The organism is Variovorax sp. PAMC26660, from assembly GCF_014302995.1.
GTDB lineage: Bacteria > Pseudomonadota > Gammaproteobacteria > Burkholderiales > Burkholderiaceae_C > Variovorax.
Genome location: NZ_CP060295.1, coordinates 5,014,709 through 5,033,245 on the forward strand (window position 1 = coordinate 5,014,709; position 18,537 = coordinate 5,033,245).

The 18,537-nt window shown below is 66.7% G+C and carries 15 protein-coding genes; 11 read left to right on the forward strand and 4 right to left on the reverse strand.

The features are described from left to right. Positions 1-4: 4 nt before the first annotated feature. Positions 5-886, reverse strand: a complete 882-nt coding sequence (locus H7F35_RS23675) for an AraC family transcriptional regulator (RefSeq protein ID WP_187109000.1) — start codon at positions 884-886, stop codon at positions 5-7. An 89-nt stretch (positions 887-975) separates the two neighbouring features. Between H7F35_RS23675 and H7F35_RS23680 the strand changes: the two genes are divergently transcribed. Genes H7F35_RS23680 through H7F35_RS23690 form a run of 3 tightly spaced genes read left to right on the forward strand, consistent with a single transcriptional unit; the run spans position 976 to position 9,039 of the window. Further along, positions 976-2,226, forward strand: coding sequence for an MFS transporter (locus H7F35_RS23680; RefSeq protein ID WP_187109001.1), 1,251 nt, complete (start codon positions 976-978; stop codon positions 2,224-2,226). Between the two features lie 40 nt (positions 2,227-2,266). Further along, positions 2,267-3,019, forward strand: coding sequence for a sulfite exporter TauE/SafE family protein (locus H7F35_RS23685; protein WP_187109002.1), 753 nt, complete (start codon positions 2,267-2,269; stop codon positions 3,017-3,019). Between the two features lie 38 nt (positions 3,020-3,057). Next, positions 3,058-9,039, forward strand: coding sequence for a DUF3320 domain-containing protein (locus H7F35_RS23690; protein ID WP_187109003.1), 5,982 nt, complete (start codon positions 3,058-3,060; stop codon positions 9,037-9,039). Positions 9,040-9,053: 14 nt separating this feature from the next. Here H7F35_RS23690 and H7F35_RS23695 read toward each other — a convergent pair whose 3' ends face one another. Continuing rightward, positions 9,054-9,971: an AEC family transporter gene (locus H7F35_RS23695; RefSeq protein WP_187114390.1), complete on the reverse strand. Its 918-nt coding sequence runs from the start codon at positions 9,969-9,971 to the stop codon at positions 9,054-9,056. 103 nt (positions 9,972-10,074) lie between these two features. Between H7F35_RS23695 and H7F35_RS23700 the strand changes: the two genes are divergently transcribed. The 7 genes from H7F35_RS23700 (at position 10,075) to H7F35_RS23730 (ending at position 16,465) form a co-directional block, all read left to right on the forward strand. Further along, complete coding sequence (locus H7F35_RS23700; protein ID WP_187109004.1) at positions 10,075-11,049, forward strand: tripartite tricarboxylate transporter substrate binding protein BugE; 975 nt, start codon at positions 10,075-10,077, stop codon at positions 11,047-11,049. A 67-nt stretch (positions 11,050-11,116) separates the two neighbouring features. Continuing rightward, positions 11,117-12,037 carry a site-specific tyrosine recombinase XerD gene (gene xerD, locus H7F35_RS23705; protein ID WP_187109005.1) on the forward strand — a complete coding sequence of 307 codons (921 nt, stop codon included), beginning with the start codon at positions 11,117-11,119 and terminating at the stop codon, positions 12,035-12,037. Positions 12,038-12,085: 48 nt separating this feature from the next. Then, positions 12,086-13,051 carry a Bug family tripartite tricarboxylate transporter substrate binding protein gene (locus H7F35_RS23710; protein WP_187109006.1) on the forward strand — a complete coding sequence of 322 codons (966 nt, stop codon included), beginning with the start codon at positions 12,086-12,088 and terminating at the stop codon, positions 13,049-13,051. 23 nt (positions 13,052-13,074) lie between these two features. Beyond that, positions 13,075-14,073 (forward strand): Bug family tripartite tricarboxylate transporter substrate binding protein, encoded by a 999-nt coding sequence (locus H7F35_RS23715; protein WP_187109007.1) that lies wholly within the window; start codon positions 13,075-13,077, stop codon positions 14,071-14,073. 60 nt (positions 14,074-14,133) lie between these two features. Next, the gene (locus tag H7F35_RS23720; RefSeq protein ID WP_187109008.1) at positions 14,134-14,709 is read left to right on the forward strand and encodes a TetR/AcrR family transcriptional regulator; all 576 of its coding nucleotides are present in this window, start codon (positions 14,134-14,136) and stop codon (positions 14,707-14,709) included. Between the two features lie 96 nt (positions 14,710-14,805). Beyond that, entirely contained in the window at positions 14,806-15,939 is a 1,134-nt protein-coding gene (locus H7F35_RS23725; RefSeq protein WP_187109009.1) for a thiolase family protein, read from the forward strand. A 46-nt stretch (positions 15,940-15,985) separates the two neighbouring features. After that, positions 15,986-16,465 (forward strand): MaoC family dehydratase, encoded by a 480-nt coding sequence (locus H7F35_RS23730; protein WP_187109010.1) that lies wholly within the window; start codon positions 15,986-15,988, stop codon positions 16,463-16,465. 2 nt (positions 16,466-16,467) lie between these two features. On the opposite strand, the gene H7F35_RS23735 is transcribed toward H7F35_RS23730, so the two are convergent. After that, positions 16,468-17,154, reverse strand: a complete 687-nt coding sequence (locus tag H7F35_RS23735; RefSeq protein ID WP_187109011.1) for a pentapeptide repeat-containing protein — start codon at positions 17,152-17,154, stop codon at positions 16,468-16,470. After that, entirely contained in the window at positions 17,151-17,963 is an 813-nt protein-coding gene (locus H7F35_RS23740) for a ferritin-like domain-containing protein (protein ID WP_187109012.1), read from the reverse strand. The genes H7F35_RS23735 and H7F35_RS23740 overlap by 4 nt, the downstream gene beginning before the upstream one ends. A 37-nt stretch (positions 17,964-18,000) precedes the next feature. Between H7F35_RS23740 and H7F35_RS23745 the strand changes: the two genes are divergently transcribed. Continuing rightward, positions 18,001-18,525 (forward strand): gamma carbonic anhydrase family protein, encoded by a 525-nt coding sequence (locus tag H7F35_RS23745; RefSeq protein WP_187109013.1) that lies wholly within the window; start codon positions 18,001-18,003, stop codon positions 18,523-18,525. Positions 18,526-18,537: the final 12 nt, after the last annotated feature.

Sequence of the window (18,537 nt, forward strand, 5' to 3'; positions counted from 1 at the left end):
GACCTCACGTGGCGGCGGGGCGCTTTCGGTGTTGGAACGAAGTCGGCGAGCGGCCGGTGGCCGCCTTGAACATCGCGCAGAAGGCGCTGTCGGTGGCATAGCCGCTGGCGGCCGCCACCTGGCTGACCGCCATGCCGCGCGCCAGCAACGGCAGCGCGTGCGCCATCACGGCCTGCTGGCGCCATTGCTGCCAGCTCATGCCGAGCTGGTCGCGGAACAGCCGCGCCACCGTGCGCTCGCTGGCGCCGATGGTGGCGGCGCGCTCGGCCAGCGTGGCGCGGTCGGCCGGGTTGCGCAGCAGCGTCTCGCACAACTGGCGCAGGCGCTTGTCGGTGGGCAGGGGCACGTCGATGCGGATTTGCGTGGCGCGCTCCACCTCGTCGACCAGCAGCGGAGCGATCATGCGTTCGCGCTGCGGTGCCTGCGGATCGGCGGGCGGCAGGCCGTCGGGCGTGGTGTCCAGCGCCAGCATCAGCGCGCGCAGCAGCGGGCTGATCTCCAGCACCTCGCATTTTTCCCAGGTGGGCGCGAGCCATGCGTGCAGGTACACGGTGCGCAGTTCCGCGTCTTCGATCAGCGTGATGCTGTGCGGCATGTTGGCCGGCACCCAGAGCGCACGCGAGGGCGGCACGATGTAGCTGCCGTCCTGCGTGCTGAGCCGGATCACGCCACGCGTCGAGAAGGTGAGCTGGGGCCACGGATGCTCGTGCAGCTCGACCAGCGTGTCGGCGCTCAGAAAGTGCTCTTTGGCGCGCAATGGCCGCACCGCGTCGGGCGCGTACAGGTGCGGCGTGAGCGGGCCGACGCTGTTCGCGGGCGCACTCGCCGCCCCACGCGGCTTGGCGGGTGCGGCGTTCTCGGAGTAGGGGAAGGCGGCGCTTGGCATAGTTTCGACAAATGTTGTCGCTGTATCGCCATTCTGCCGCGTCGGCGCCGCATAGCATCGGAGCCCGCTCCGGTTTTTTGTAGCAATCCATGTCCTCCACTTCCTCGACCGCTGTTCCCCCCACCACCTTGCGCACCGACGCCAAGCTGATCGGGCTGGTCGGCCTGGCCCACGCGGTCAGCCATTTCAGCCAGCTCATCCTGGCGCCGCTGTTTCCGTGGCTCAAGGACGCGTTCAACGTGAGCTACACCGAGCTGGGTGCGGTGCTCACCGTGTTCTTCGTCGTGTCGTGCATCGTGCAGGCGGCCTCGGGCTTCATCGTCGACAAGCTGGGCCCGCGCCCGGTGCTGTTCGTCGGGCTGGGGGCGCTGGGGTTGGCCGCCTTCGGCTACGCGATGGCGCAAAGCTACTGGATGCTGCTGCTGTGCGCGGTGGTCGGCGGCATCGGCAACGGCGTGTTCCACCCGGTCGACTACACGCTGTTCAACCGCAAGGTCGCGCCGACCCGGCTGGGCCATGCCTACAGCGTGCACGGCATCACCGGCAGCCTGGGCTGGGCGCTGGCGCCGGCCTTCGTGGTGCCGATTGCCATTGCCTTTTCGTGGCGCGTGGCGCTGGCCTCGGCGGGCGCGGTGGCCGTCGTGGTGCTGCTGATCCTGTGGGTGTACCGCAGCGTGCTGTCGCTCGATGCAGCCGCCGTGCACAAGGCCACGGGGCAGGGCGAGCACGCGCCGGCCGGTGGCGAGTTCGACTTTCTGCGCATCCCGGCTGTGTGGATGTGCTTCGGTTTCTTCTTCTTCTATGCCGCGGTGATCAGCGTGGTGCAGACCTTCGCGCCGGCGGCTGCGGGCCATCTGCACGCAGTGCCGGTGGCGCTGGTGGCGGTGTGCCTCACGGTCTACATGGTGGCGAGCGCCGTGGGCATGGTCGTGGGCGGCTTCTTGGCGTCGGACCCGTCGCGCTGCGAGCGCATCGTGGGCGCGGGCTTCGGCATCGCGGCCATGCTGGCGCTGATCCTGGCCTTCGCCGAGTTCCCGCCGTTCATGGTGCCGGTGCTGTTCGGCGCGATGGGTTTTGTCTCGGGCATCGCCGGGCCGTCGCGCGATCTGCTGGTCAAGAAATCGACACCGCCCAATGCCACCGGCCGCGTGTACGGCGTGGTGTATGCAGGGCTCGACATCGGGCAGGCCCTGGCACCGCTGGTGTTCGGCCGCCTGATGGATGCGGGCCAGTACACGAGCGTGATCGTCGGCCTGGCGCTGGTGCAGGGCGTGCTGATCGCCAGCGCCTTCAACGTGCGCCGCGTGCGTCGCACGGCGCTGGTGCCGGCCTCGGCCTGAGCGGGCGTCTGAAGCGGGTGCGGCCGATATCATCGGCCGCATGCAAGCCTTGTATGTGTCTGTGATCGCTGGCGCCGTGCTGGCGGGTTTTGTGCAAGGCCTGTCGGGCTTTGCATTCGGGTTGGTCGCCATGTCGGTTTGGGCCTGGACGCTGGAGCCCCAACTGGCCGCGTTGCTGGCGCTGTTCGGCGCGCTCACCGGGCAGGTGATTGCCGCCATCACCGTGCGCCGTGCCTTCGACAAGAGTCTTCTCTGGCCCTTCGTGCTTGGCGGGCTCGTGGGCGTGCCCTTCGGTGTGTGGCTGTTGCCGCACCTCGATCTCGTGGTCTTCAAGCTGTGCCTCGGTGTGCTGCTGGTGCTGTGGTGCCCGGCCATGCTGATGTCGCAGCACCTGCCGAAGATCACCTTCGGTGGGCGCGCGGCGGACGGTGTGGCTGGTGCCATCGGCGGTGCGATGGCCGGCATCGGCGGTTTCTCGGGCACCATTCCCACGCTCTGGTGCACGCTGCGCGGCTTTCAGCGCGACACGCAGCGCGCGGTGATCCAGAACTTCAACCTGTCGATGCTGATGGTCGCGTTCGCGATCCATCTCGCGAGTGGCAGCATCGGGGCCTCGACCGTGCCGCTGCTGGCGGTGGTGGCGCTGGCCGTCGCGGTGCCGGTGCTGCTCGGCGCACGGCTTTATGTGGGCATCAGCGAGGCGGCGTTTCGCAAGCTGGTGCTGGGCCTGCTGACCGCTTCGGGCGTGGCCATGTTGGCGTCGGCTGTGCCGGCGATGCTGCAGCGTTTCTGAAAAATTGCCTTGCTTCAACAACAACGAGGGAGCCGCCTATGAATGCGCAGGACAGCGCCGAGTCTTCGGAGATGGACGTGGCGGCGACGCCGGAACCCGCCATGTCCCTCCAGCGCATGCGCATCGAGGTCGAGGCCGATGCGACGCTCGGCTACGCCTCCATCCAGAACGCCGTGCCGGTTATCCGCTCGCTGCGCCTGACGAACACCGGCGCCGATGCGCTGGAAAACTTCGAGGTTCTGGTGGCGTGCAATCCCCGCTTCGCCGAAGGCGTCAAGCTGCGCTTCGACCGTCTGGGGCCCGGCGAATCACGGCGCATTTCTCCGCTCGATCTGCGGCCGGACCACAGCTACCTGGCTGAACTCCAGGAGGCTCTGACGGCATCGATCACGATCACCGCGCATGTAGGCAACCAGGAAGTTGCGCGTGCAGATCGCGCGGTGCAGGTGCTTGCCTATGACCAATGGGCCGGCACGCGCGCCCTTCCCGAACTCCTGGCGGCGTTCTGCATGCCGAACAACCCGGCCGTCGACGTGCTGGTCGGCAAGGCCGCGAGTCTTCTCAGGGCTGCCCACCATGAACTCTCGATGGACGGCTACCAGTCAAAAAGCCGCGACGTCGTCTGGAAGCAGATATCCGCCATCTACAGCACCATCAGCGCCGCGGGCTTGCACTACGCGGAGCCGCCCGCATCGTTCGGCACCGACGGCCAGAAAATCCGCACGCCCGACCGCATCCTCGACACGAGCGTGGCGACATGCCTCGACCTGGCGATGCTCTTTGCCTCCTGCTTCGAGCAGGCCGGATTGCGTGCTGTGGTCCTCTTCAAGGAAGGGCACGCCTGGGTGGGTGTCTGGCTTCATCCGGCGAGTTTTCCGGACCCTCTGACCGACGACGTGCAAGCCATACGCAAGCGGGTCGACAGCGGCGAATTGCTTGTGTTCGAGACCACGGGCGTGGCGCTGCACGCCAGCCATCGTCCGACGCTTCGCATCGCGATGGAACAAGGCAATGCGCTCCTGCTCGAAGAGGAGGCGTTTCGCTACGCGGTGGACATTCATCGTGCCCGCGAAGTCCAGATCCGGCCGCTGCCCTCGAAGGCCGCATCGCCAAAGCGGCCGGACGGTGAGCCGATGGAAGAGCAGCCTGCCGGCATCGAGTCGATGCCTCACATGCCCGACCTGGATGTCGGCGCATTGGTGCCCCTGGACCTGAGCTACGCCGACACGCCCGAAGGTCGCCTGTCGAAGTGGAAGTCGCGGCTGCTGGACCTGACGCTTCGCAACAAGCTCCTGAATTTCAAGGCGACGAAGACGACGCTGCAATTCGTTGCCCCCGACCTTGCGCGGCTGGAAGACGTCTTGTCCGAAGGCAAGGACTTCAAGGTCCGGGCGCTGCCGTCGATCATGGAAGGCGCAGACCCGCGCATGGCGCAAGTGCATGCCGACCGCAACGGTCGCACGCCGTTGGACGACATGGCGCTCGAGGCACTGTCGAATCGCGACCTGCTGGCGAAGGTTGCCCAGGAAGAACTGGACGGTCGCCTCCTGGCCATCCATACGGCGGCGCGAACGGGCCTGGAGGAAGGCGGCGCCAACACCCTCTACCTGGCCCTCGGCCTGCTGCAATGGACCGAGGACGAGAAGTCCGAGCGCAAGAACGTCGCGCCCATCCTGCTGGTGCCCGTCACCTTGCAGCGCCAGTCCGTGCGCTCGGGTTTCAGGCTGACCCGGCACGACGACGAAGCCATCGTCAATCCGACGCTCCTTCAGTTCCTCAAGGCGAACTTCGAGTTGCGGATTCCGGGGCTCGACACCCTGCCCGTCGACGAGAAGGGCATCGACGTGAACCGCGTGCTGCAGGCTTTTCGCCTGGCCGTGGCCGAAATCAGGAAGTGGGAGGTCCGCGAGGAAGCGCACCTGGGCCTTTTTTCCTTCACCAAGTACCTGATGTGGAAGGACCTGCAGGATCGCACGGACCAGCTCAGGGCCAATCGCGTGGTGCGGCACCTCATCGACAACCCGGGCCAGCCGTTCGTGCGCGACGGGGAAGCAGGTGAATTCGAGCGGCTGGACCAGAGCTACAAGCCGCAGGACATCCTGGCGCCGTTGCTCTCGGACTCCTCCCAGTTGAAGGCCATCTGCGCGGTCGATACCGGACGCGACCTCGTGCTGGAGGGGCCACCCGGCACGGGCAAGAGCCAGACCATTGCGAACATCATTGCCCACAGCCTCGGGAAGGGGAAAACCGTTCTCTTCGTGTCCGAGAAGATGGCCGCGCTGTCGGTCGTTCACCGGCGGCTCACCGCCATCGGGCTGGGGCCGTTCTGCCTGGAACTGCATTCCTCGAAGTCGAAAAAGGCCGAGGTGCTGCAGCAACTGGGAAGCGCGCTGGACATGGCCGGCCAGCGCACGACCGACGACTGGTCCCGGGAGGCGGAGCGTCTTGCGCAACTGCGCCAGGACCTCAATGGCCTCGTCGATGCCCTGCACCGGAGCTACCCCAACGGCCTGACGGTGTTCGACGCGATCGGCGCCTGCCTGGGCCATGCGGGCAAGGAGCCTTCGGCGATGCCCTGGGCCGATGCACTGACGCACCAGCGCGACCAACTCGACAAGCTGCGGGAAAGCTCACGCAGCATGGCCGCGCTGGCGGGTTCCATCGGCGGACTGAACGGGCATCCGCTCAGTCTCATCGGCATGACGCAATGGCGTCCGACCTGGGGCGACGATCTGCTGGCCGCCTGTCAGGAGCTGGCCCGCGTGACCACGGTGCTGCATGCCAGGGCGCAGGCGCTGGAACCGGTCCTGGGCCAGGGGCTCACAGGCTTGAGCATGGATGGCTATGCCAATCTGGATGCGCTGGCCGACACCTTGCTCGCGGCCCCCAAGGTTCCTGCGAGCCTTGCCCGGCAAGCACACGACCCATCGGCGCGTGCGCGTGTCCAGGCGCTGGTGAAGCACGGCGCGGCCCGCGCCAAGCATTGGGCGAGCGTCGGTTCCGGTTGGACGCCACAACTTGCCAAGCTCAACGGTGCCGAGCTGCTCGCGAGTTGGTCTGCCGCGAAGGCCTCTTGGTGGCTGAAAGCGCTGCTGGGCAAGCGTGCAGTCACCGCGAAACTGGCCGCTTTCCGTGAAGACATGAAGCGACCCCAGACCGCACAGGTCGATGCGATGCTGCAGCCACTGGTCGAATTGAACGAAGAGGACCTGGTGCTGCAGTCGATGCATGCGGATGCGCAGGCGCTGCTCGAAGGCGCCTACGACGGCATCCATACGGATTGGCAGTCGTTGGCATCCCATGAGGAATGGGCCGGGCAGTTCGCACAGGCGGTGTCGCGGGTCGCAGCCGGGGATGAACAACGCGCGCAGGCTCTGAGAAGCGCTCTGTCGCCGCTCGTCGCTGAAAACCGCGCGGCGCTGGAGCCCGATGCGAAGGTCGGGCAAGCCCTTCTCGATTTCCGAAGCGCGCTGCGCGACATGCGCCAGAAACTCGACACGCTGAACGACACCGCGAAGCCGGTGGCTCCTGTCGCTGGCCCGAGTCAAGCGGACGGCGCGCTCGAACGCATCCAGGGCGTCGTGGCCGGCTGGCAATCGGCCAGGCAGCGTTTGCAGGCGTGGTGCCTGTGGCGCAATGCGCGCGAGCAAGCTATCGCACTAGGGTTGCAGGGCTTGGTGTCCGACCTGGAGCGCGGCCTTGTCGGGCTGGGTGATGTGGCGCAGCACTTCGAATTCAGCTATCGAAACTGGTGGGCCAAGAAGGCCATCGACGTCGACCCGATTCTTCGCAACTTTGCCAGTGCCGATCACGAACGCAAGATCGGCGAGTTCAGGGTCGCGGATGCCAATTTCCAGAAGCTCACGGAGCGTTATCTCGCCGCGACCCTGGCCGGAAAAATCCCGTCCGCCGCGGGCGTCGAGGCGAAGGCCAGTCCGGAAATGGGGCGCCTTCTGCGCGAGCGCCAGAAGCAGCGCGCGCACATGCCCGTGCGCCAGCTCGTGCAGGCCATGCCCACGCTGCTGCCCAAGCTGAAGCCGTGCCTGCTGATGTCGCCTCTGTCGGTGTCGCAGTATCTGGACGCAGGGTTCTCCCAGTTCGATCTGGTCATCTTCGACGAAGCGTCCCAGATCCCCGTGTGGGACGCGATCGGCGTGATTGCGCGCGGCAAGCAGCTCGTGGTGGTCGGCGACCCCAAGCAACTGCCGCCCACCAACTTCTTCAACAAGTCATCCGACAGCGACGAGGCAACGGGTGACGACGAGCGCGTCGAAGACCTGGAAAGCATCCTGGACGAATGCCTTGGCGCGGGCATGAACAAGCTCAGCCTCAAGTGGCACTACCGCAGCCGTCACGAAAGCCTCATCACCTTCAGCAACCATCGCTACTACGACGACTCGCTCATCACCTTCCCTTCGCCGGTGACCGATGACGTGGCCGTCCGGTTCCAGCGCGTTGCGGGTGTCTACGACCGCGGCGGCAGCCGGACGAACCGCGCCGAGGCGGAAGCCATCGTCGAGGGCATCGAAGCGCATTTTCTGAATCCGAAAAAGCGAAACCAGACCTTGGGCGTGGTCACCTTCAACCAGACCCAGCAGGCGCTCATCGACACCTTGCTGGACGCGCGCCGTCGTGCCAATCCGGACCTGGACCGCGCCATCGCGGCGCAAACGGGTGAGAAGCTGTTCGTCAAGAATCTGGAGAACGTCCAGGGTGATGAACGCGATGTCATCTTTTTCTCGATCACCTACGGGCCGGACGCCGCCGGCAAGACGACGATGAACTTCGGGCCGCTCAACGGCGAAGGTGGTCATCGCCGGTTGAACGTCGCAATCTCCCGTGCGCGAGAAGCCGTGGTCATTTACAGCACGCTGATGCCCGAGCAGATCGATCTGGCACGGGTGCGCGCTGCGGGTGTACGCGATCTGAAGCACTACCTGGAGTTCGCCATTCGCGGCGCGAGAGCGCTGGCCGAACAGAGCGTGCCGACGGGCATGGACCCGGAGAGCCCATTCGAGATCGCGGTCATCAAGGCCCTGCGCGACATGGGCTGGACAGTGCATCCCCAGGTCGGTTGCTCGGGCTATCGCATCGACATGGCCGTGGTGGACCCGCGTGCGCCCGGCCGCTACCTGGTCGGCATCGAGTGCGATGGCAGGGCCTATCACTCGGGCGCCACCGCGCGCGACCGCGACCGGCTCCGGCAACTGGTTCTCGAAGGGCTCGGCTGGCGGATTCACCGCATCTGGTCGACGGACTGGTGGATGAACATCGAGGCGGAGGTCCAGAAGCTCTCGCTGTTGCTTCAATCGCTCGTCGAGCAGGAGGTCGGCGGCGATGACGATGCAGTCGAGCCAGTCGTCGTGTCCGGCATCGATCTGTTGGAGCCGGAACCAGAGGCGCAGCCCACGGTGGCGATGGGATCGGTCGCCAAATCCACCGTCGGTGCACATGATGCAGGTCGTCGCATCTACACACCCGCGATCGTTGCGGCTGGCGATCCGGTCGCTTTCTATGGCGCCGTGTCGGCGCAACGGCTCTCCGAGCAGCTTCAGTTCGTGATCGACACGGAGGGACCGTTGCCGGAGTCGACGCTGTTCAAGCGCGTGGCGCGCGCCTGGGGGCTTGAACGTACGGGCCCCCGGATCGTCGATCGGCTCAAGGCGCTGGTGCCGCACGCGTTGCCGCGTACGACGGAAGCTCACGAGACCTTCTATTGGCCGGCCCACGCTGAACCGGTCGCCTGGGATGCGTTCCGCATTGCCGATGCAACGGAGGGGTCCAAGCGGCACGTCACCGAGGTCTGCATGGAGGAGGTGGCCGCGCTGGTGCTGCACGTCGTGCGCGAGGCGGGAACGCCGGCGCGTTCGGACACCGCCAGGGCCGTGTGCCGCCTGTTGGGCATGTCGCGCACGCCGGCGGATGCAGAGCGCCGCGTCATGGACGCGGTGGAAGCACTGGTTGCGGCGAAGCGGGTGACTGAGTCGTCGGGTGCGTTGCGCCTCTACCAGGGGGCTTGAGCCGACCTACCGGCCTACCTCGGCAACGCCAGCGCAAACGGCAGGCTCAACACCCCCAGCAAGGTCGACAGCGTCACCAGCCCCGCCACATACGGCCCGTTGTAGCCCATGCGTGCCGCCAGCACGTACGCGCTCGACGCGGTCGGCACGGCGGAGAAAGCCATCAACACCGAGGCCTGCATTGCGTCGAGCCGCAATGCCAGGGCCAGCCCCCATGCGACCAGCGGCAGGATCAGGTGCCGAATGGCCAGTATCGACACCGCCAGCACCTTGCCCGTGCCCAGCGTCGAGAACTTCATGCCCGCGCCCGCGGCCAGCAGCCCGAGCGCCAGCGACGCGGCGCCGATGCGCGTGAGCGTCGGCGTGGCCCAGCCCGGCACGGTGAAGCCCAGCACATTGGCCAGCAGCCCCGCCACGGTCGCGACGATCAGCGGGTTGCGCACCAACTGGCGCACGAAGCCGGTCTGCGCATGCCGCGTCATCGGCCACACGGCCGCAATGTTGAAGATGGGCACGCACACGCCGATCAGCACCGCGATGAGCAGCAGGCCTTCGGACCCCGCCAGCCGCTCGGCCAGCGCCAGGCAGATGAACGAGTTGAAGCGGAACGCGACCTGGGCGCTGGCCGCATGGTCGCGGCGGTTAATGTGCGAGCCGAGGCCGGGCACGAAGGGCAGGGCGTAGGCCAACGCGATGCCGCAGGCGCCGATGCACAGGCCGGCGGTCAGCAGGTTCGATGTTGCACCGAAATCGAGCGGGCTGCGCACGATCGAGTGGAACAGCAGCACCGGAAAAAGAAAGTAGTAGACGAGGCTCTCGACCTGGTCCCACACGCGGCGGTCGAGCGCGGTGTAGCGGCACAGGAGCCAGCCGATGGCGATGAGGGAAAAGTCGGGAAAGAGAAGCTGCGCGTAGTTCACCGCTTCGAGGATAAACCGGCCGGACCGTGGGTATTCCAGAGCACGGAAACGGCTCCCTTGCCGCTAGCATCCGGGCTTTCGTTTTTTCGACATCAGTCAAATCAAGGAGTTATCGATGCTACGTCGTCAATGGAGCACCCTGGTGGGAGCAGCCGCGCTGGTCGCGGTTGCGGGCCAGAGCTTTGCGCAGGGCTATCCCAACAAGCCGGTCGAGCTGAGCGTGCCGTTCGCACCCGGTGGCACGACGGACATCGTGGCGCGCGTGATTTCGGACCCGCTGGGCAAGGTGCTGGGCCAGCCGGTGGTGGTGATCAACCGCGCCGGTGGCGGCGGCATCGTGGGCGCGGCCGAAACCGCGCGCGCCACGCCCGACGGCTACAAGCTCGGCATTGCCACGGTGTCGAGCACGGCGGCCAACCCGGCCATCAACCCGAAGACGCCGTACGACCCGATCAACGACTTCACGCCGATCATCAACATCGCGGCCACGCCGAACATCATTGCGGTCAACCCGAGCTTTCCGGCGAAGAACTACGCCGAGTTCGTGGCCGAGCTGAAGAAGAACCCCGGCAAGTACTCGTACGCATCGTCGGGCACCGGTGGCATCGGCCACCTGCTGATGGAGCTGTACAAGAACCTCACCGGCACCTTCGTCACGCACATCCCGTACCGCGGCGCGGGCCCGGCGCTGAACGACGTGGTGGCCGGCCAAGTGCCGATCATGTTCGACAACATCCCCTCGGCCATGCCCTTCATCACCAGCGGCCGGCTGATCCCGATCGTGGTGTCGGCGCCGCAGCGCCTGGCCGCGCTGCCTAATGTGCCGACCTTCAAGGAAGTCGGCCTCGAGCCGGTGAACCGCATGGCTTACTACGGCATCCTCGGCCCCAAGGGCCTGCCGAAGGAAGTGGTCGACAAGATCAGCGCCGGCGTGAAGAAGGCGGTTGAAGAACCGGCGGTGCGCAAGCGCATCGAGGACACCGGCTCGCTGATCGTGGCCAACTCGCCCGAGCAGTTCGCCGCGCAGATCAAGGCCGAGTTCGAGGTCTACAAGCAGGTTGTGAAAAAGCAGAACCTGAAGCTCGACTGATCGGTTTTCTTTCGACAAAAGCCGCCCGCGCCACGGGCGGCTTTTTCTTTTTGTTATCTTGCAACGCATGACCGAGGCCGCTGCTCCCCCCACTCCATCCACGCCCGACATCGACGATTTCATCGACGCCCTCTGGCTGGAGGACGGCCTGTCGAAGAACACGCTGGCCGCCTACCGGCGCGACCTGGCGCTGTTCGCGCAATGGCTGCACGCGCAGCGCAGCGGTGCCGCACTCAACGCCGCGCAAGAGACCGACCTGCAGGCCTACATGGGCGCGCGCCTGTCCAGCAAGGGCAAGGCCACATCGGCCAACCGCCGGCTCACCGTGTTCAAGCGCTACTTTCGCTGGGCGCTGCGCGAGCGGCGCATCACGGCCGACCCGAGCATCCGGTTGGCGCCCGCGCGGCAGATGCCGCGCGCCATCAAGACGCTGTCGGAGAAACAGGTTGACGATCTCTTGGCCGCGCCCGATGTCGAATCGCCGCTCGGCCTGCGCGACCGCGCGATGCTGGAGCTGATGTATGCGAGCGGCCTGCGCGTGAGCGAGCTGGTGGCGCTCAAGGCCATCGACATGAGCCTCAACGACGGCGTGCTGCGCGTGCTCGGCAAGGGCAACAAGGAGCGCCTCGTGCCCTTCGGCGGCGAGGCGCGGCGCTGGATCGAGCGCTACCTGGAAGAGTCGCGCCCCGTCATCCTCGACGGGCAGCAGACGCCCGACCTGTTCGTGACCGCGCGCGGCGCAGGCATGACGCGCGTGATGTTCTGGGTCATCGTGAAGAAGCAGGCGGCTGCGGCGGGCATTCACGTGCCGCTGTCGCCGCACACGCTGCGACACGCCTTCGCCACGCATCTGCTGAACCACGGCGTGGACCTGCGCGCGGTGCAACTGCTGCTCGGGCATGCGGACATTTCGACCACCACCATCTACACCCATGTGGCGCGCGAGCGCCTCAAGCAGCTGCATGCGCAGCACCACCCGCGCGGATGAGGGCGCGCGGTTTCATTCGTTCAAACCAACAATAAGGAGACTCCGTTCATGAAGAAGAACATCTGGATCGCGGCGGCATTGCTCGCCGCAGGCGCCACGGCCATGGCGCAAGGCTTTCCCACCGCCAAACCCATCCGCCTGATCGTCGGCTACCCGCCGGGCGGCGGCATCGACTTTGCGGCGCGCACGGTGCAGGTGCCGCTGCAGGAGGCGCTCAAGCAGCAACTGGTGGTCGACTACAAGCCCGGCGCGAGCGGCATGATCGCGGCCACCGAACTCACGCGCCAGCCGGCCGACGGCTACACGCTGTTGCTGGCCAACACGGGCCCGTTCGCCATTGCGCCGTATCTGCAGAGCAAGCCGCCTTACGACCCGATCAAGCAGTTCACCTACATCGGCCAGATCAGCCAGGGCAGCTACATCGCGGTGACGCGGCCGGACCATCCGGCGAAGAACCTCAAGGAGTTCGTCGCGTGGGCCAAGGGGCAGCCGGGCAAGGTCAACTTTGCCTCGGGCGGCAATGGCACATCGACGCACCTGAACGGCGAGCTGATGAACCAGGTGACGGGGCTCGACATGACGCACGTGCCCTACAAGGGCAGCGCGCCTGCCGTGCAGGACCTGCTCGGCGGGCAGACGCAGATCCTCATCGACGCGGGCAGCGTGCTGCTGCCGCAGGTGAAGGGCGGCAAGCTGAAAGCGCTGGCGGTGACCGGGCCCGTGCGCGATCCGCAATTGCCCGATGTGCCGACGGTGAAGGAGCAGGGCCTGGCGGGCATGGAGGCGGTCGGCTTCCAGGGGCTGGTGGGGCCGGCCGGCATGCCGAAGGAGGTGGTCGATCGGTTGTCGGGCGAGCTGGCCAAGGCGCTGGCGCAACCGGCCATTCAGGCGAAGTTCGCTGCGGCGGGCGCTGAGGTGCATTCGCTTGGCCCGGTCGAGTTCGCGGCCTTCGTCAAGGCGGACAATGAGAAGTGGTCCAGGCTGATCAAGGAGCGCAAGCTGCAGCTGGACTGAGGCCATCTCACGCAGACATCACCATGAACTTTCTCGCTTCCTCGAAGCATTCGCGCCGCACGGCGACCCGACTCCTGGCCGTTGCCGCGCTGTGCGCTGCCTCCGGCGCGCACGCGCAACAGGTTGCCGTTCCCAAGACCTTGCGCCTCATCGTCGCGTATCCGGCAGGCGGCGTCAGCGACGTGGTCGCGCGTGCATTGGGCGACCGGCTCGCCGCGCAGATGGGCACCACGGTGATCGTCGACAACCGTGCGGGTGCCAGCGGCGCCATCGGCATGGACGCCGTGGCCAAGGCCGCGCCCGACGGTGCGACGCTGGGCTTTTCGGCCATCAGCCCGCTGGTGCTGAGCCCGCACCTGGGCAAGCTGCCCTTCGATCCGCTGAAGGACGTGGCACCGGTGGCGAGCGTGATGTATTCGCCGGTGCTGCTGATCGCCACGCCGGCCAGCAAGGCGAAGGATTTCCGCGCGCTGATCGACGAAGCCAAGGCGCATCCGGGCGCGGTGCGCTGGGCGACGTCGGGCTCGGCGTCGCTGGGGCACATCGTGCTGGAGCAGTTGCATGCGGCGGCGGGTGTGGACATCACGCACGTGCCCTACAAGGGCGGCGGCCAGCAGCTCAACGATGCGATCGGCGGGCAGTTCGAGATTTTGTCGACCAATGCGAGCCCGACGCTCTCGTCGCACATCCAGTCGGGCAAGCTGCGCCCGCTGGCCGTGGGTGCGCCGGCGCGGCTGGAAAGCCTGCCGCAGGTGCCCACGCTGGGCGAGCTGGGCTACAAGGCGGCGAACATCAATTCGGTGTTCGGCGTGTTCGCGCCCGCTGCCACGCCGCCCGCTTTGATCGCCCGGTACAACGCCGAGATCAACAAGGCGCTGGCCAGCCCCGAGCTGCGCGCCAAGCTCACGGCCACCGACAACGTGCCGACCGGCGGCAGCCCGGCCGCCTTTGCCAAGGAGATCGCCAGCGAGTTCGAGAGCAACGGTCGTATCGTGAAGGCCGCAAGCATCAAGGCCGATTGAACTGACGCATGGATGACACCTCGGCTTGTGGTGGGATGTTCCCTACCTTATAGTAGGTAGATGACCAGCGCCACAGCCCTCGCCAGCGGCAGCACCCGGGACCAGATCCTCGGGGTGGCGCGCAAGCTCATCGAAACACGCTCGTACCTGGGCTTCAGCTTCCAGGATGTGGCCGATGCGGTCGGCGTCCGCAAGGCCAGCCTGTACCACCACTTCCCGACCAAGGAAGCACTGGGCGTGGCCGTGATCCGCCAGGCCACCCAGTTCTTCAAGGACTGGGACGCGGCACGGGCGCGCGAGCCTGAAGACGCGCTCGAATCCTATTTCCGCATGTACCGCAACACGCTGCGGGCCGGCTCGGGCGTGTGTCCGGCCGGGGCGCTGGCGCCGGGCTGGGACTGCATCAACGAAGACCTGCGCCAGGCGGTGCAGGAGCTGCGCAACACGCAGGTGATGTGGCTCACCGGCGTGCTGGGCGCGCTGGCACCGGCGCGAGAGAAGGGCAGCCCGGTCGCTTCGCTGGCCGCCTATGTGTTTTCCGTCTGCCAGGGGGCGCTGATCACCTCGCGCATGACGGGCCGCGTCGAAGACTTCGACGAAGCCATCGCGCAACTGAAGAGTTCATTGCCCGGCTGACGGCCGGGCTGCATCGCAGGCACGCAGGGCGTGCCTATTTTTTGACTTCAAAGCCTACCGATTGGATGGTAGGTATTTGCACCAAGGAGAGTTTTCATGAAAGCCGTCATTTCCGCCTACGCACGCTCGCCCTTCCATTTCTCGAAGAAGGGCGCGCTTGCTGAAGTGCGACCCGACACGCTGGCCGCCGGCGTGGTCAGTGGCCTGCTGAAGCGCACCGACCTCGACCCCGCGCTGCTCGAAGACATCATCCTGGGCTGCGCCTACCCCGAAGCCTCGCAGGGCAACAATCTTGCGCGCGTCGTCGGGCTGCTGGCGGGCCTGCCGCATGAAGTGGGCGGCATGACGGTCAACCGCTTCTGCGGTTCGTCGATGCAGGCGGTGCACATTGCCGCTGCGCAGATCGAGGCGGGCATGGGCGACGCCTTCCTGTGCGTGGGTGTGGAGTCGATGACGATGGTGCCGCAGGGCGGCTTCAACTTCTCGCCCAGTCCCGAACTGCTGGCGAACACCGACGCCTACATCTCGATGGGCGAGACCGCCGAGAACGTCGCCCAGCGCTGGAATGTGAGCCGTGCCGACCAGGAGGCCTTCGCGGTCGAGTCGCATCGCAAGGCCGCTGCCGCCCGCGCTGAAGGGCGCCTGGCCGGCGAGATCGTGCCGGTGCGTCTGGCTTCGGGCGACGTCATCGATGCGGACGGCTGCATTCGCCCCACGACCTCGGCCGAAGCGCTTGCATCGCTCAAGCCGGCCTTTCGCCCGGACGGCGTGGTCACGGCCGGCACCTCGTCGCCGCTCACCGACGGCGCGGCCGTGGTGCTCGTCACCAGCGATGCCTTCGCCACGAAGCACGGCCTGCAGGCGTTGGCACGCATCCGCTCGTTCGCGACCGTGGGCGTCGACCCGGCCATCATGGGCATCGGCCCGATCCCCGCGACCCGCAAGGCGCTGGCACGCGCAGGCCTGAGCGCATCGGACCTGGACGTGATCGAGATCAACGAAGCCTTCTCGTCGCAGGCGCTGGCCTGCATTCGCGACCTGGGGCTCGATCCGTCGAAGATCAACCTCGACGGCGGTGGCCTGTCCATCGGTCATCCGTTGGGCGCGACCGGCGCGCGCATCACGGGCAAGGCGGCATCGCTGCTGGCACGCGAGAAGGGCCGTTATGCGCTGGCCACGCAATGCATCGGCGGCGGGCAGGGCATCGCGACGATCCTCGAGCGCGTCTGAAGCCTGCTTCGATCGAGAATGCCGGCAGGAACAACAAGGAACCTCCATGGCTGCACTCCCTGAAACCGGCGCGAAGCGGTCGCTGTACCTCGAAGACCTGTCGGTCGGCGATCGCTTTCAAAGCGGTGAACACCTGCTGGACGCGGCACAGATCAAGGCCTTTGCGCAGCAGTTCGATCCGCAGCCCTTTCACACCGACGAAGAGGCCGCGAAGAAAACCTTCTTCGGCGGCCTCGCGGCGAGCGGATGGCACACCGCCGCCCTCACGATGAAGCTGCTGGTGGACAGCGGCATTCCCCTGGCCGAAGGCATCATCGGCTCGGGCGGCGAGCTGCAATGGCCCAAGCCCACGCGCCCCGGCGACGTGCTGCATGTGGTGAGCGAAGTGGTCGACATCACGCCTTCGCGCTCCAAGCCCGGCCGCGCAATGGTCACGATGCGTTGCCAGACACGCAACCAGCGCGGCGAAGTGCTTCAGTACTTCACACCGAAGCTGGTGGTGCACAGTCGGCCCACGTCAGCCTGAGTTCAGACCACGCGCAGGCCCAGTTCCTCGACCAGCGACGCGGCCTGCCGGTGCGAGATGGTGGCGCCCTTGAACTGGGCCGCGTTCGCGAGCCGCAGCCCGCCGAGATCGACCTCGCGCAAGTCGGCGCCTTCGAAGCGCGCGAGCTTCAGGTGCGCGTTGCGCAGGCTGCCGCCCTCGAACACCGCCTCGCGGAAATCGCAGCCCGACAGGTCCGCCTCGGAGAAGTCGAGCTGTTCAAGTGTCTGCTTGCGAAACGACATGCCGCGCAGGTGCGCATCCACCAGCAGCGAGTCCTTGAAGCCGATGCCCAGCGCCGACACTTCGCCGAAATGCGCGCCCGTGAGCTTCACGCCGCTGAAGAACGCCGAGGCCATCTTGGCGCGCGACCACTGCGTGTTGTTCAGGTCGCAGTCCTGGAAGCGCGCGTTCGTCAGGTCCGCAAGGCCGAAGTCGGCCTGGCGCGCCCTGCATCCGGCCCAGCGGGTGTCCGACAGCAGGGTGCGGTCGAACGAGGTCTCGGCGAAGTTGCAAAGGGTGAACTGCGCGCCGCGCAGGTCGAGCCGCGAGAGGTCCGCCTCGTTGAAATCGCAGCGTTCGAAATGCAGGGGCTCGGCGCCCTTGCGGTCTTGCAGGCAGGCCAGCAGGTCGGGGCGTGACCAGGTCTGGTCGGAAATCACATGGCTCATTCGGGTCGGGAGTCGGTCAGTGCGCGCAGTTCTTCGGGGCTGAAGCCCGCCCGGCTGCGTGCCTCGAGATTGAAAGGCGGCTTGTGGCGCGGCGCGTCGTAGCGCGCGACCAGTGCCGGGTAGCTGGCTTCGGGGTCGATGCCTGCGCGCTCGCACAGCCAGCGATACCAGTGGTTGCCGATGGCCACATGGCCCACTTCGTCGCGCAGGATGATGTCAAGGATCTCGACCGCGCGCAGTGCATCGGGCGTGTTCACTCGCTTGAGCTTGGCCTGTATCAGGGGCGTGGCATCGAGCCCGCGCGCCTCCAGCGTGCGCGGCACCAGCGCCATGCGGGCGAGCACATCGTCTTTCGTCTTCTCGCACATGTTCCAGAGGCCGTCGTGGCCCGGGAAGTCGCCATAGCGGTGGCCCATGTCCTGCAGGTGCGCATGCAGCATCGAGAAGTGTTGTGCCTCTTCATCGGCCACGCGCAGCCAGTCGCGGTAGTAGGCCTCGGGCATGCCGTCGTAGCGCCACACGGCGTCGAGCGCGAGGTTGATCGCGTTGAACTCGATGTGGCAGATCGAATGGATCAGCGCGGCGCGGCCGTCGGGCGTGAAGGGCGAGCGCTTTTGCACGGCGGTGGCCGACACGCGCAGCGGGCGCTCGGGGCGGCCCGGCACGCCGAGGTCATCGCTCGCCGCGCGAACAGGGTCGGCTGCTATTGAATCGGTAGCGCCAAGCGCAGCAGCGGCGCGCGTGGCAGCCACCTTTTGTTCAGGGTCGGTCAGTCGCAGCGCGGCCAGCGCGCTCAATCGGGGGTGCATCCCTACAATTCTAGTTTTGCCCCCGGAGACAACCACGATGGCGATTTATGAATTGGACGGCGTTGCGCCGACGCTCGGCAACGGCGCATGGGTGGCCGACAGCGCGCAGGTCATGGGCAACGTCAAGCTGGCCGAGAACGCGAGCGTCTGGTTCGGCGCCGTGCTGCGCGGCGACACCGAGACGCTGACCATCGGGCGCAACAGCAACATCCAGGACCTGTCGGTGCTGCACGCCGACATCGGCTGCCCGCTGACCATCGGCGACAACGTCACCGTGGGCCACCAGGTGATGCTGCATGGCTGTACCGTGGGCGACAACTCGCTGATCGGCATTCAGGCGGTGATCTTGAATAACGCGAAGATCGGCCGCAACTCGATCGTTGGCGCCGGCAGCGTCGTGACCGAGGGCAAGGAGTTTCCGGACAACTCCCTCATCATCGGCTCGCCCGCCAAGGTGGTGCGCACCCTCGATGACGCCGCAGCCGCCCGGTTGCGCCAGAGCGCAGAGCACTATGTAGAAAACGCCCATCGCTTCGCGAAGGGCCTCAAGAAGATCGCCTGACCGCTTCGGTCG

Bases quoted from the DNA above. Each gene is read 5' to 3' on its own strand.
- H7F35_RS23715 (WP_187109007.1), top strand. From the start codon at position 13,075: ATGAACTTTCTCGCTTCCTCGAAGCATTCGCGCCGCACGGCGACCCGA.
- H7F35_RS23735 (WP_187109011.1), bottom strand. From the start codon at position 17,154: ATGAGCCATGTGATTTCCGACCAGACCTGGTCACGCCCCGACCTGCTG.
- H7F35_RS23720 (WP_187109008.1), top strand. From the start codon at position 14,134: ATGACCAGCGCCACAGCCCTCGCCAGCGGCAGCACCCGGGACCAGATC.
- H7F35_RS23675 (WP_187109000.1), bottom strand. From the start codon at position 886: ATGCCAAGCGCCGCCTTCCCCTACTCCGAGAACGCCGCACCCGCCAAG.
- H7F35_RS23740 (WP_187109012.1), bottom strand. From the start codon at position 17,963: ATGCACCCCCGATTGAGCGCGCTGGCCGCGCTGCGACTGACCGACCCT.
- H7F35_RS23700 (WP_187109004.1), top strand. From the start codon at position 10,075: ATGCTACGTCGTCAATGGAGCACCCTGGTGGGAGCAGCCGCGCTGGTC.
- H7F35_RS23725 (WP_187109009.1), top strand. From the start codon at position 14,806: ATGAAAGCCGTCATTTCCGCCTACGCACGCTCGCCCTTCCATTTCTCG.
- H7F35_RS23680 (WP_187109001.1), top strand. From the start codon at position 976: ATGTCCTCCACTTCCTCGACCGCTGTTCCCCCCACCACCTTGCGCACC.
- H7F35_RS23710 (WP_187109006.1), top strand. From the start codon at position 12,086: ATGAAGAAGAACATCTGGATCGCGGCGGCATTGCTCGCCGCAGGCGCC.
- H7F35_RS23685 (WP_187109002.1), top strand. From the start codon at position 2,267: ATGCAAGCCTTGTATGTGTCTGTGATCGCTGGCGCCGTGCTGGCGGGT.
- H7F35_RS23745 (WP_187109013.1), top strand. From the start codon at position 18,001: ATGGCGATTTATGAATTGGACGGCGTTGCGCCGACGCTCGGCAACGGC.
- H7F35_RS23690 (WP_187109003.1), top strand. From the start codon at position 3,058: ATGAATGCGCAGGACAGCGCCGAGTCTTCGGAGATGGACGTGGCGGCG.
- xerD (WP_187109005.1), top strand. From the start codon at position 11,117: ATGACCGAGGCCGCTGCTCCCCCCACTCCATCCACGCCCGACATCGAC.
- H7F35_RS23730 (WP_187109010.1), top strand. From the start codon at position 15,986: ATGGCTGCACTCCCTGAAACCGGCGCGAAGCGGTCGCTGTACCTCGAA.